This window comes from Pseudomonas sp. Ost2, assembly GCF_018326065.1.
GTDB classification, from domain to species: domain Bacteria; phylum Pseudomonadota; class Gammaproteobacteria; order Pseudomonadales; family Pseudomonadaceae; genus Aquipseudomonas; species Aquipseudomonas gingeri.
Genome location: NZ_AP021904.1, coordinates 4,514,448 through 4,526,758, shown reverse-complemented (window position 1 = coordinate 4,526,758; position 12,311 = coordinate 4,514,448). Strand labels below are relative to the sequence as shown.

10 protein-coding genes and 1 pseudogene are annotated in these 12,311 nt (G+C 62.8%); 6 read left to right on the top strand and 5 right to left on the bottom strand.

Going from position 1 to position 12,311, the window contains the following annotated elements; genetic code table 11:
• Positions 1–104: 104 nt before the first annotated feature.
• Both macA and KI243_RS19925 read left to right on the top strand, forming a co-directional pair.
• On the top strand, positions 105–1,256 hold the full coding sequence (macA, locus tag KI243_RS19930) for a macrolide transporter subunit MacA (protein ID WP_212809801.1): 1,152 nt from the start codon (positions 105–107) through the stop codon (positions 1,254–1,256).
• Positions 1,257–1,258: 2 nt separating this feature from the next.
• A complete protein-coding gene (locus KI243_RS19925) occupies positions 1,259–3,217 on the top strand; it encodes a MacB family efflux pump subunit (RefSeq protein ID WP_212809800.1) in 1,959 nt (652 codons plus the stop codon).
• 83 nt (positions 3,218–3,300) lie between these two features.
• Here KI243_RS19925 and KI243_RS19920 read toward each other — a convergent pair whose 3' ends face one another.
• Positions 3,301–4,020, bottom strand: a complete 720-nt coding sequence (locus KI243_RS19920; protein ID WP_042935743.1) for a helix-turn-helix transcriptional regulator — start codon at positions 4,018–4,020, stop codon at positions 3,301–3,303.
• Positions 4,021–4,205: 185 nt separating this feature from the next.
• Here KI243_RS19920 and yfcF point away from each other — a divergent pair.
• A pseudogene (gene yfcF, locus KI243_RS19915) lies at positions 4,206–4,840 on the top strand (glutathione transferase).
• A 138-nt stretch (positions 4,841–4,978) separates the two neighbouring features.
• Here yfcF and KI243_RS19910 read toward each other — a convergent pair.
• On the bottom strand, positions 4,979–5,506 hold the full coding sequence (locus tag KI243_RS19910) for a hypothetical protein (RefSeq protein WP_177118750.1): 528 nt from the start codon (positions 5,504–5,506) through the stop codon (positions 4,979–4,981).
• Positions 5,507–5,831: 325 nt separating this feature from the next.
• On the bottom strand, positions 5,832–6,728 hold the full coding sequence (locus tag KI243_RS19905; protein ID WP_212809799.1) for a DMT family transporter: 897 nt from the start codon (positions 6,726–6,728) through the stop codon (positions 5,832–5,834).
• A gap of 121 nt (positions 6,729–6,849) precedes the next feature.
• Between KI243_RS19905 and KI243_RS19900 the strand changes: the two genes are divergently transcribed.
• The 3 genes from KI243_RS19900 to KI243_RS19890 all read left to right on the top strand — a co-directional run bounded on the left by KI243_RS19900 (position 6,850) and on the right by KI243_RS19890 (position 10,249).
• Positions 6,850–8,181, top strand: a complete 1,332-nt coding sequence (locus tag KI243_RS19900; RefSeq protein WP_212809798.1) for a PLP-dependent aminotransferase family protein — start codon at positions 6,850–6,852, stop codon at positions 8,179–8,181.
• 97 nt (positions 8,182–8,278) lie between these two features.
• Positions 8,279–9,184: a hypothetical protein gene (locus KI243_RS19895; RefSeq protein ID WP_212809797.1), complete on the top strand. Its 906-nt coding sequence runs from the start codon at positions 8,279–8,281 to the stop codon at positions 9,182–9,184.
• A gap of 381 nt (positions 9,185–9,565) precedes the next feature.
• Entirely contained in the window at positions 9,566–10,249 is a 684-nt protein-coding gene (locus tag KI243_RS19890; protein WP_177108043.1) for an ATPase, read from the top strand.
• A 7-nt stretch (positions 10,250–10,256) separates the two neighbouring features.
• Here the strand turns inward: KI243_RS19890 and KI243_RS19885 are convergent, their stop codons facing one another.
• Both KI243_RS19885 and KI243_RS19880 read right to left on the bottom strand, forming a co-directional pair.
• Complete coding sequence (locus KI243_RS19885; protein ID WP_177087695.1) at positions 10,257–10,586, bottom strand: hypothetical protein; 330 nt, start codon at positions 10,584–10,586, stop codon at positions 10,257–10,259.
• 197 nt (positions 10,587–10,783) lie between these two features.
• Positions 10,784–12,307 carry an FAD-dependent monooxygenase gene (locus KI243_RS19880; protein WP_212809796.1) on the bottom strand — a complete coding sequence of 508 codons (1,524 nt, stop codon included), beginning with the start codon at positions 12,305–12,307 and terminating at the stop codon, positions 10,784–10,786.
• Between the last annotated feature and the right edge of the window lie 4 nt (positions 12,308–12,311).

The following is a 12,311-nucleotide window of genomic DNA, read 5'->3' as shown; positions in this document are numbered from 1 at the left end:
GGGACTGGCCGGGGTCCTGCGGGTTCCGGGTGTTTTCAAGGGCTCTTTTTACAGTGGGGCCCGGCCAGCGGCCGGGCTCACCCTCAACGCATTGATGGTTACTTATGGAAAAGTCGAAGTTTCGCAAGATGGGTCTGGGTGTGTTGCTGGTGGCGGTCGCCGGCTTGATTGTCTACGCGGTAAAGGCGCCCGCCGAACCGCCGCAGTACCTGACCGCCACGGTCGAGCGCGGTGATATCGAGAACGCCGTCCTGGCCACCGGCCTGCTGGAGGGCATCAGGCAGGTGGATGTCGGCGCCCAGGTCTCCGGGCAGTTGAAGTCGCTCAAGGTCAAGGTCGGCGACAAGGTCAGGAAAGGCCAGTGGCTGGCGGAAATCGATCCGCTGGTGCTGCAGAACACCCTGCGCAAGGCCCAGGTCGACGAGGAAAACCTGCAGGCGCAACGCCGTTCGACCCAGGCCCAGCTCAAGCAGACCAAGGCGGTCTACGAGCGTTACCTGGGCCTGCAGACGGATGCGGCGATCTCCCAGCAGGATTTCGAGACCGCCGAGTCCAACTATGAGGTGCAGCGCGCCAATCTGTTGTCCCTCGATGCGCAGATCAAGAGCGCGCATATCCAGATCGACACGGCCAAGGTCAACCTGGCCTATACCCGCATCGTCGCGCCGATCGACGGCGACGTGGTGGGCGTCGTCACCCAGGAGGGCCAGACCGTGATCGCCAACCAGCTGGCGCCGATCCTGCTCAAGCTGGCGGACCTGGACACCATGACCGTCAAGGCCCAGGTCTCGGAGGCCGACGTGATTCATATCAGCCCCGGCCAGGAGGTATATTTCACCATTCTCGGCGAAGCGGACAAGCGCTATTACGCCAAGCTGCGCGGCACTGAGCCGGCGCCGCAGAACTTCCTGGAAACCCAGACCGCCGGCGCCCCGAAACAGAACACGGCGGTGTTCTACAACGCGCTGTTCGATGTGCCCAACCCCGACCATCGCCTGCGCATCGCCATGACCGCCCAGGTGCGCATCGTCCTCGATACCGCCAGGGACGCCCTGAGCGTACCGGTGGCCGCCCTCGGGGCACGTAACCCCGACGGCAGTTTCCCGGTGCGGGTGCTCGACGCCAGGGGCATGGCTCTGGTGCGCAACGTGCACACGGGAATCAACAACAACGTCAAGGTACAGATCAAGGATGGCCTGCAGGAGGGTGATCGGGTGGTGATCGGCGAAGCGACGCCTGCCGTGGCGGGGGTCTGACGATGACGCAGCCACTGCTGGAACTCAAGGGCATCACCCGTCGCTTCACGGCCGGGGAGCGCGAATTCACTGCGCTCGGGAACATCGACCTGAGTATCGAGGCCGGGGAAATGGTGGCGATCACCGGCGCCTCGGGCTCGGGCAAATCGACGCTGATGAATATCCTCGGTTGCCTCGACTACGCCACTGCCGGCAGCTATCGGATCAATGGCCGCGAAACCCGCGACCTGGGCAACGAAGAGTTGGCCGAACTGCGGCGCGACTACTTCGGCTTCATCTTCCAGCGCTACCACCTGCTGCCGCACCTGAGCGCGCTGCACAACGTCGAGATGCCGGCGATCTATGCCGGCACCGGCGAATCCAAGCGCCATGAGCGGGCCCGCGAGCTGCTCGATCGCCTCGGCCTGGCCGGGCACCTGAGCCATCGGCCGAACCAACTTTCCGGCGGCCAGCAGCAGCGGGTGAGCATTGCCCGGGCGCTGATGAACGGCGGCGAGGTGATCCTCGCCGACGAACCCACCGGGGCCCTCGACACCCACAGTGGCAAGGAGGTGATGCAGATCCTGCTGGAATTGCATGCCGCCGGTCATACGGTGATCATCGTCACCCACGATGCCAAGGTGGCCGCCAATGCCGAGCGGATCATCGAAGTTCGCGATGGCGAGATCGTCAGTGATCGCGCCAACGAACGGGCGGTGAGCGCGCCGCCGCAGGTCGAGCCGGCCAGCCTGGCGTCCCGTGGCGCACGCCGGCTGGTGGCCAGCCTGGGCTTGTTCAAGGAGGCCTTCAACATGGCCTGGGTGGCGCTGATCTCCCACCGCATGCGCACCCTGTTGACCATGCTCGGCATCGTCATCGGCATCACCTCGGTGGTGTCGATCTCGGCCATCGGCGAGGGCGCCAAGCGCTATGTGCTCAAGGACATCCAGGCCATCGGCAGCAACACCATCGATATCTATCCGGGCAGCAGTTTCGGCGACAGCCGGGCCAACAGCATCGAGACCCTGGTGCCAGCCGATGTCCAGGCCCTGAGCCAGCTGTACTACGTCGACAGCGCGACCCCGGTGGTCGGGCGCAATCTGTTGCTGCGCCATGGCAATGTCGACGTCAACGCGCAGGTCAATGGTGTCAGCGACCGTTATTTCCAGGTACGCGGCATCAGGATGGAGGCGGGCATACCCTTCAGCGAGCACGATGCCCGGCGCCAGGCCCAGGTGGTGGTGATCGACCACAACACCCGGCTACGCCTGTTCGGGCCCACGGTCGACCCCCTGGGCCAGGTGATCCTGGTGGGCAACCTGCCGTGCACGGTGATTGGCGTGACGGCCGACAGCAAGAACCTCTTTGCCGCCAGCAAGCTGCTGAATGTCTGGGTGCCTTATGAAACGGCGGCGGGACGCCTGCTCGGGCAACGTCACCTGGACAGCATCACGGTGCGGATCAAGGACGGGCAGCCGAGCAAGGTGGTGGAAGACAATGTGGTCAAGCTGATGTTGCAGCGTCACGGCACCAAGGACTTTTTCACCAACAACCTCGACAGCATCATGCAGACGGTGCAGAAGACCAGCCGTTCGCTGGCGTTGCTGCTGTCGTTGATCGCGGTGATCTCGCTGGTGGTCGGTGGCATCGGCGTGATGAATATCATGTTGGTTTCGGTGACCGAACGGACCCGCGAGATCGGTATTCGCATGGCGGTGGGGGCGCGTCAGTCGGATATCCGCCAGCAGTTCCTGGTGGAAGCGGTGATGGTCTGCCTGCTTGGCGGGGCGATCGGCATTTCCCTGTCGTTCGGTATCGGTTACCTGTTTTCGCTGTTTATCAAGGAGTGGCAGATGGTGTTCTCGATAGGCGCGATCATTACCGCGTTTATCTGTTCGACCCTGATCGGTATCGTCTTCGGCTTTGTCCCGGCGCGCAACGCTTCCCGGCTGGACCCGATCGAAGCGTTGGCGCGGGACTGAGCGAATCCGTCTCGATCGATCTGTGGACGGCCCCAAGGCCTGTTGTAGGAGCCGGCTTGCCGGCTCCTACAAGGGCGGTGGTGCTAGACGACGTTGAACGGTCCCGCCGTGGCGGACATTTCTTCCGAGGCATACATCCAGCGCATCAGTGAATGCCGCCCGCTGATGCCCATCTTGATCGCCGCGCGCTTGAGGTAGCTCTCGACGGTATTGACCTTCAACTGGAACCGTTCGGCCAGCTCGGGGGCAGTGCGCCCGGCGAGCAGGCCGACACAGACTTCCATTTCGCGATTCGACAGGGTCAGCCCCGATTGTGACAGGCGATCGGCGAAACGCAGGCGCAAGGTCTGTAACCCCTGGCTTTCCAGGTTCTCCTGCGGCCCGGGTTGCTCGTCCGGCGCGGCGACCAGGGGTTGCAGGGCGCTGATGTGCTTTTCCACCATGGGCAGCAGTACGGGAGAGAAGTCCTGCAGGATGCTGCGTTCCCGGGCGGAAAAGCGCTGTGACTGGTTCGAGCGATACACGGAAATCATGTAGCTGTAGTCGTCCTTGCGCCGGGTCAGGTGCAAGGCTGACTCCTTGCCACTGGAGGCGGCGGTGAGCAGGTCGGTACGCCCTATCACCTCGTTATCGGCGTTTCTCGACGAGGCGGGGAACTCCGAGTCCGCCTGCACCTTGCGGATATGCGTGGCATCCACGGACAACTGGGTGAGGATCAGGTCGTGCAACATCCGTGGGAAACTGCGACTGCCTGTGCTGGCAATGACCTTGCCAATATGGGGGAACAGCAGTTGTGCGTTCATCATTTCATCCATGAGTTTCAGATTCTGGAACATTCGCTCTTCAGGAGAACGAGCCTGGAGCAGCGGCTTTTAACCTTAGCCGACCTGCAGGTATTCCGCTCGGGAATACACCCATGAAAATCCATGATTTTCCTTATCTGGGCGGATCTCGTAGCGTGATACCCACATCCAGAGGAGAGTTTGCCATGAACGATGCCCGTGCGTGCCTTTACGTTGATACTCAATTCACCAGTCCCTATGCCCTCTCGGTATTTGTGGCCCTGCGCGAAAAGGCTATCGACTTCGATCTGCATCCGCTGGACCTGGATTCCTCGGAGCAGCAGGCCGCGGGTTATGCCCGGCTGTCCCTGACCCGGCGCGTGCCGACTCTGGTGCTGGACGACTTTGCCCTGTCCGAGTCTTCGGCGATCACCGAGTACCTGGAGGACGTTTTCCCCAGGCCCCGCTTTATCCACGGGAGCCCCGGCAACGCGCGCGGGCCCGGCAGATCCAGGCCTGGTTGCGCAGCGACCTGCTGGCGCTGCGTCAGGAGCGCTCGACCCTGGTGGTGTTCTACGGCCAGGGTTATGGCCCGTTGTCGGCCGCCGGCGAGGGCGCCGCGGACAAGCTGATCGACGCCGCACAGGCCCTGCTGAGCGATGGTCGTGAGTATCTGTTCGGTCAATGGTCGATTGTCGACGTCGATCTGGCGCTGATGCTCAACCGCCTGTTGCTCAATGGCGATCCGCTGCCGCCGGCCCTGGCGGCCTATGCGCAACGCCAATGGCAGCGGCCTGCGGTGCAGGAGTGGGTGAATCTGGATCGCCCGGCGCTGGCATGATCGAGCGCTGTCCCGGTCAGGGTCGGGATAGCCCTTGCAGGACCCTGACGGTATCGGTTTCCGGTGAAAGGTAGTGTCTGGCGGGAATGCCAAGGGGATGTTGGCTACCTGTGGCTTCTGAAGGCATAGGCTGTATTTTCAGGAAAGAGAAATTCCGAGCTTGTTCACAAGCGCGAACATCTGAGGATCGGATTTCAGTTCTTCCAGGAATGTCTGATGCAGCTTCTCGTTTTCAATTTTTGAATTGATTGCCTTGTTTATGCTTTTCTCGTCCATAAGGCCATGCTTTTCGTAGGTGTTACGAATTTTTGTGTCCAGCAAAGAGAAGAACTCAATTGTTTCACCAGATGATAGGTTTGAAAACTTCTGGTTTTCAGGGGGTACATAAGTGGCCGGGCATCCAATCCAGGATATGCTTGTAAGGTCGTAGTAAAACTCACCCAGCCAGTTCGGCATTCCGCCCTCGGGAATCGGCGGATCCACGGCATCATCTGATGCCTGGATACCGGCAGTGCTGAGACTGACCTTGTCCGTCTTGTTTTGCGTATCCGTGAGTTCGCCGATTGAAAACGTATCCTGCTGGGCCGACCGGGAGGTTTTTGCTGTATGGGTATAAGGGTTGTACCCGGATAAAGGCAAGGCGCCATTGGTATTGATGATGTTCATATCTACTCCTGACAGTGCGGCGGTGCGGGGCACGCCGAGTGAGTTCATCTGTGTGGGGGTACAAAAGAAGCGATGTTTATATGGATAAGCTGGGTCGCTACTTTTGTAAGTAGATATTTAATATGATTTTGCAGAGGCTAATAACTGGCCGAACGGATAGGTTTTTTGTTATTTGGAAATAATGAAAATCATCCTGGCTTGCTGCTTGAATAAGTGTGGGATATCTCTGTAGTTATCGGCCTACATGGATAGGTGAGCTGGACGAGACGGGATGTTCCATTGTACCGACAGCGAGATCCGGCGACTGGCGCCGGACCCTGATTCCCTACCTGGAAAACTTCTTCGCCCCTGCCACGCACAGGATCACCGCCACGGTCACTGCCAGCATGCCCAGGCTGACCTGCTCATGCAGCAGGGTGGCGGCCAGTGCCAGGCCGAAGAAGGGTTGCAGCAGTTGCAACTGGCCGACCGCGGCAATGCCGCCCTGGGCCAGGCCGCGGTACCAGAACACGAAGCCGATCAGCATGCTGAACAGCGAGACGTAGGCCAGGCTGGCCCACGCCGCCGGGGTGATGCCCGAGAACGACGGCGGGGTGATCAGCCATGTCAGTGGCAGCATCACCGGCAGTGACAGCACCAGCGCCCAGCAGATCACCTGCCAGCCGCCGAGGGTCCGCGAGAGCTTGGCACCTTCGGCATAACCCAGGCCGCAGACCAGAATCGCCAGCAACATCAGCAGATCACCGGCCGGCGCCGCGCTGAGCCCCTGGGACAGGGCATAACCCACCACCAGCAGGCTGCCCAGGACCGAGAACAACCAGAATACCGGGCGTGGCCGCTCGCCTCCGCGCAACACGCCAAAGGCGGCGGTAGCCAGGGGCAGCAGGCCGACGAAGACAATGGAGTGGGCCGAGGTCACATACTGCAAGGCCAGGGCGGTCAACAGCGGGAATCCGAGGACCACCCCCAGGGCGACGATCCCCAGCGATAGCCATTGACCGCGGGCAGGGCGCCGCTCCCGGAACAGCCACAGCATGCCCAGGGCCACCAGCCCGGCGATGCTGGCCCGGGCCACCGTGAGGAATACCGGACTGAACTCCAGCACCGCCAGTCGTGTGGTGGGCAGCGAGCCACTGAAGATCAGCACGCCAATAAAGCCGTTGAGCCACCCGCTGGCGGGTTTGCTGGTCGGCGGGTTTTGCAGGTTCGATGTCTGTTCCATTCAGGGCTTGCTCCGTACGGTTGGCCTGGGAGGGATTGCGCCACCGCATCAGGGGTTGCACAAAAGGCATCCTAGGGTTGAATATCATGACAATCAAAAAATTGTCATGGATACATTCGCTATGCCACGCTCACGCTACAAATCGCTGGTGGACAGCCTGGCGGCGGATATCCGCTCCGGGCGCCTGTCACCGGGTACGCGCCTGCCGCCTCATCGCCAGCTGGCCGCGAGCCACGGGCTGGCGCTGGTGACGGCCAGCCGGGTCTATGGCGAGCTGGAAGCCATGGGTCTGGTCAGTGGCGAGACGGGGCGCGGCACCTTTGTCAGGGAAACGTCGCTGCCACCGGGGCAGGGCATCGACCAGCCGGAAATCGCCGTGGGCGTGGCGGACCTCAACTTCAACTACCCGGCGCTGCCGGGCCAGTCGGAACTGCTGCGCAATGCGTTGCGGCAACTCGCGCTGTCGGGCGACCTGGAGTCCCTGTTGCGCTATCAGCCCCATGCCGGGCGCCAGCATGAACGTGCCTCGGTGGCCCGCCACCTGCAGGTGCGCGGGCTGGCGGTGACGGCCGAGCAGGTGCTGCTGGTCAGCGGTGCCCAGCATGGCCTGGCGGTGACGATGATGGCGCTGCTGCAGCCCGGCGATGTGATTGCCGCCGATGCGCTGACCTATTCCGGCTTCAAGGTGCTGGCCGAGGCCCTGCACCTGGAGATCCTGCCGATTCCGGTGCTCGATCATGGCCCCGACCTGGAGGCCCTGGATCGCCTCTGCCAGGGGCGACGCGTGCGGGCGCTGTACACCATGCCGACGTTGCACAATCCGCTGGGCTGGGTGCTGGACATGGGGCAGCGCGAGCACTTGGTGGCGATTGCCCGCCGGCACGACCTGCTGGTGATCGAGGATGCCGCCTATGCCTTCCTGGCCGAGGATCCTCCGGCGCCGTTGATCGAGTTGGCCCCCGAACGGACGGTCTATGTCTCCGGTTTTTCGAAGAATATCGCCACCGGCTTGCGGGTGGGTTTTGTCGTGGCGCCACCGGACAGGGTGGCGACCTTGCAGCGAACGATCCGGGCAACCACCTGGAATACCCCGGGCGTGATGACGGCCCTGGCCTGTGCCTGGCTCGACGATGGCACGGTCATGCGCCTGGAGGCCGAAAAGCGCGAGGACGCCCGGGCCCGACAGGCTCTGGCGGCACAGGTACTGGCGGGGCTGCCCTGTATCACTCATCCCTCGTCCTATTTCCTCTGGCTGCCGTTGTCCGAGGAGGCGCGGGCGGACCATATCACCCGCGAGTTGCTGGACCGGAACGTTTCGGTCTCGACCGCCGAGCCCTTTGCCATTTCCGCCCATGTGCCCCATGCCCTGCGTCTGGCCCTGGGGTCGGTGCAACTGGGTGCGTTGCGCGGTGCGCTGGAAAAGGTGAGGTGGGTGGTCGAGGCCTGTTCCTAGGCTGTGCAAGAAAACCGGCCGGGCGCCTGTGCTACCGTTGCCGCCCACCCCGTGACGGCTTGCGTGATGCGAGCCCGGGCAAGGACCGCCATTCGCTATGCCCGCCAACGAACATGAGCTTTACCTGCGCTTCCACACGCCTGACGCCCGGATCATCGCCCGCGATCCGTCGCCGATGCTGCCGCAGGAGCAGGCCTGGGCGCGTTATCAGGCGCGCGTTCACACCAGCGGCTGGCTGGAGTGGCTGATCCTGCCGCTGGTGATCGGGACCTGGATGCCGGCGCTGCTCCTGTGGATTGTCCTGTCGCTCTATCAATGGCTGCTGGCGCCTGATTTCGATCCTGCCCGGCATTGGCCGGTGATCGTCGCGGGGCTGGTGACCAGCACGCTGCTGCTGGTCGGCGGTTGGGTGGCCTGGAATCGACGTTGTGCCGCGCAGGATCCGCGGCTGCGTTATTGGCAGGCCATGCCCGAGACCGGCGAAGTCGAACTGGAGCAGCACCGCCTGGTATCCGCGATCAGCCTGTGGTCGAACGACTTCGATCCCGACCGGCACCAGATTCCCCAGTGGATCGATGGCCAGATCAGAGAAATGCCCGACAGCGGAATCTCGGAGTGGGTGCTGGCGCGGACGGTCGAAGGGCGCTGGCTGGTACTGCGCCAGCGCATCGCCGGGACTTTCCGTGGTTACGGCACGCAGGTACGCCCCACGGCGGACCGGCACTGGCAGTTGAGTCATGAGCTGGCGATTGTCTTTGCGCCGCGCACCAACCTGTCCCTGGGAATGCGGTTTTCCGCGGCGCCGCTGCTGGTCACCCGCACCGAGTATTGGCTGAACCCCGACGAGCTGGCGCGGCTGACCGCGGCGGCCCATCACTGGACGTTCTTTGCGCCGGACCGCTATGCCGTGGTCAATCCGGCGGAGGTGCCCTGGATCGAGGCGCTGGTGGCCCGGGCGCGGGTTTGTGCCGAAGGGCTGTCCGAGGGGCTTTTCGGCGATTGAACATTATCTGTCGGCCGAGGTGACTTTTGCCCGTGTTCAGACGCCTAAGTTATTTGTTCCAGGCTGAATAGTCCGCCGGGTTATAGCCAGGGTTGCGCTGCCTTCGAAGGTTGAATGCAGCCTGTCCGAAAGGTCAGAAAATGCCCGTGTCGCGTCTTGTCTCTGCTAGGCTCTTCCTGGAGTCATTGCGTGAGTAAAGCCGCCGCTCAGCGCCAGGGAGGGACGTTTCAGGACATCAGCCTGAGTGACGTCGACATTGCAGCTCGCTGCCTTCCACCATTCGTTCGGTTGATAGTGACCATCGAGAAACGCAAGTTCTGTTTTTCGGGCGAAAGAGGAAGATAGCGTCATACCGAACCTGCTTCTGAAGGAACCCGAGCGATGAGAATTTCGACCCTGCTGGCTTTTGTCGCCATCCTCGGCACCGGTATGACCGCGACTGTTCCCGCCTATGCCGCCAGCGGCGCGGCCGATGACCAGGCCTGCCATTTCCTGCCCGTGGCCGACAGCAGCGCCAGCCTGAAACAGGCCCGCTCCGTGGGTGTGCTCTACAGCGAAAACACCGTCAACACCCTCCAGTACCTTGAGCGCTACCACAGCGTGGCGTTGAACGGGGCGAAGAACGATGCCCTCGATTCGCGCATCAGCACGGCGTTCATCAACAGTTCCGATCCGAAACTGGCGATCGACTGGCTCACGGCTTCGTTGCAGAAACACTTCACTTCGGTGACCGTCTACGACAACCTCGACGCGGTGGTCCAGGCCCGGCCCGACGTGGTGGTGATGCTCGATACCTACAGCCGCCTGGTGACCAAGCGCAACAACCAGTTCGAAGCCCGCTTTGTCGCCAAGTTCTATGACTCGAACCTGCAGTACATCGGCAAGGCCGAAGGCGCCACCGGCAAGGAACTGCCCTCGGTCTGGGTGCGTGGCAAGGCCGCGCCGGAGATCGCCGCGCAGATCGACCAGCAGCGTGAACTGCAGGTCGATGCCCTGAAGCAGTTCGATGCCTCGCTGAAGGCGCTGGTGACCTCGGGTAATGCCGACCAGGTCGCGACCAACTGAACAGCTTCTAGCGGCGCGCCAGCTTGTACTTGACGCAATCCTCGTAAAAGCTGTGCCGGATGGCCTCGGGTTTCAGCCGCGACTTGCTGTCGTAGGTCTGTTCGGTGATACCCATGGCCATCATGCGCATCCAGTTCTTGCTGAACTTGTAGGACTGGATTTTCTGCCGCGCGGCATACAGCGAAACCCCCGACAACTTCAGCTCCTGGGCCCTGGCCGCCGTGCCGGCGCCCCAGCTGCACATGAACCGGTCATTGGACTTCAGCTCCTTGCCATCGGCGCAAAGAGCGACACCCGCCAGGGAAAACGAGATCAACGTAGCCCATACAGTGCGCATTTAAACCCAACCTAACTGTCTGAAAATAAAGTGATTCTGGCTGTTTCAAGACAGTCTGGGGGCCATCAGATTGCCTGCTGTGCGCCAGGCACCACCTGAGTTGTCGATCCCCAGCGAAGTTTTCCGGTAGTCTTTCGTCAACCTGGAGGCTACGTCGCGCCGAGCTGCTCGCCAGGCTGGTGGCCAAGGGCGGCTGATCAGGGGTAGCGGATCCCGCGCTCCTCGAAGTAACGCTCGATCCCGCCCGGGCTGCCCAGCGGCTCGGCGAGGGCAATATAGCTGTCCGGTCGCAACAGGTAGATGGCGTTACGCACCAGTCCGGCGCTTTCATGGACGGCCCGCCACTCGAAGACGTGCAGGGGCATCAGCCGTTCGCCGCACCACTGGCTCAGCACGCTGCTGGCGCTGCCGTACACGTGCACCTGCCAGCCGATGTACGTCAGGGAATCAAAGTTGTCATCCTCGGCATCCGCTGCCCAGGGCAGGCGGTCGCCGCCCTGGATCTCGCCGGCGATGCCCATGCTCAAGGGCATGCCCCGGTAGTTCAGGGTGATCTGCGACACCGTGCGAAACAGGAATTCGCGGGCCGCCTCCAGCGACGCCACCCGGGACACGACCAGGGGCGCGAGGCGTGTGCGCACCAGATTGGCGATCCAGCCATCGGCCGTGGCAAAGCTGAAGGCCCGGTCGGTGGTGGCGACCAGGCGCCGGGCAAAGCCGATGCGCTCGGTCTCGTAGGTGCCGAGCAAGCGCGCCTCGGCCTTGTTGCGCAGGACCGCCGCGAGCTTCCAGGCCAGGTTGATCGCGTCGCCGATTCCGGTATTCATGCCCTGGCCGCCGGCCGGGCTGTGCACGTGGGCGGCGTCGCCCAGAAGGAACACCCGCCCGGAACGGAAGCTGTCGGCCACCCGGTGATGCACCCGATAGCTGGAAAACCAGTTCACCTGATCGACCTCAAGCCCCATATGTTCGATGGCCCGCGAGCTGACGTCCTCGAAGCGCAGGGTATGGGATGCTTCGGCCCGTTCGTCGCGCACCGTGCCGATCAGCCGGGCACGCCCCTCGCCAGCCAGGGGGAAGACCGCGAGGAAGTCCGCGTCGTCGAGGTCCACATGCAGTTCGCCATTGATCGCCGGGCCCGAGGCCTGGACATCGGCGACATAGAAAATCTGCTGGTAGGTGCCGCCGGGATAGCCGATATCCAGGGCCTTGCGCACGGTCGAGCGGGCACCGTCGCAGCCGGCCAGGTAAGCGACCTGCAGGCTTTCCTCGGTGCCATCGGCGCCGCGCAACTGGGCGCTGACGCCATTGCCGATATCGGCGAACCCCAGCAGTTCGGTGCTGCGTTCGACCGTCACGCCAAGGGCCGCGAGCCGCTCGACCAACAGCCGCTCGTGCTGGTCCTGGGGAAAGATCTCCATGAACGAGTAGGGCGTCAGGCCCTGGCCGATGTCGGCCAGCGACAGACGGGCGGCCTGTTCGCCCTTGACCCAGAAATTGACGGCCGGCACCTTGTGGCCATGCTCGATCACGGCATCGCTGAGGTCCAGTTGCCGATACAGTTCCAGGGTGCGCGCCTGCACGGCCAGGGCACGGGAGGTGGTGCCCGGTTCGGCGGTCCTGTCGATGATCCGCACGGCAATTCCCTGTCTGCTCAGCCAGAGCGCCAGGACCAGACCGGTGGGACCGGCGCCCACGATCAGAACTTCAGCATGCTTCATATCA

Coding starts and splice junctions, on each gene's coding strand:
- macA (WP_212809801.1), top strand. CDS start 105: ATGGAAAAGTCGAAGTTTCGCAAGATGGGTCTGGGTGTGTTGCTGGTG.
- KI243_RS19925 (WP_212809800.1), top strand. CDS start 1,259: ATGACGCAGCCACTGCTGGAACTCAAGGGCATCACCCGTCGCTTCACG.
- KI243_RS19920 (WP_042935743.1), bottom strand. CDS start 4,020: ATGAACGCACAACTGCTGTTCCCCCATATTGGCAAGGTCATTGCCAGC.
- KI243_RS19910 (WP_177118750.1), bottom strand. CDS start 5,506: ATGAACATCATCAATACCAATGGCGCCTTGCCTTTATCCGGGTACAAC.
- KI243_RS19905 (WP_212809799.1), bottom strand. CDS start 6,728: ATGGAACAGACATCGAACCTGCAAAACCCGCCGACCAGCAAACCCGCC.
- KI243_RS19900 (WP_212809798.1), top strand. CDS start 6,850: ATGCCACGCTCACGCTACAAATCGCTGGTGGACAGCCTGGCGGCGGAT.
- KI243_RS19895 (WP_212809797.1), top strand. CDS start 8,279: ATGCCCGCCAACGAACATGAGCTTTACCTGCGCTTCCACACGCCTGAC.
- KI243_RS19890 (WP_177108043.1), top strand. CDS start 9,566: ATGAGAATTTCGACCCTGCTGGCTTTTGTCGCCATCCTCGGCACCGGT.
- KI243_RS19885 (WP_177087695.1), bottom strand. CDS start 10,586: ATGCGCACTGTATGGGCTACGTTGATCTCGTTTTCCCTGGCGGGTGTC.
- KI243_RS19880 (WP_212809796.1), bottom strand. CDS start 12,307: ATGAAGCATGCTGAAGTTCTGATCGTGGGCGCCGGTCCCACCGGTCTG.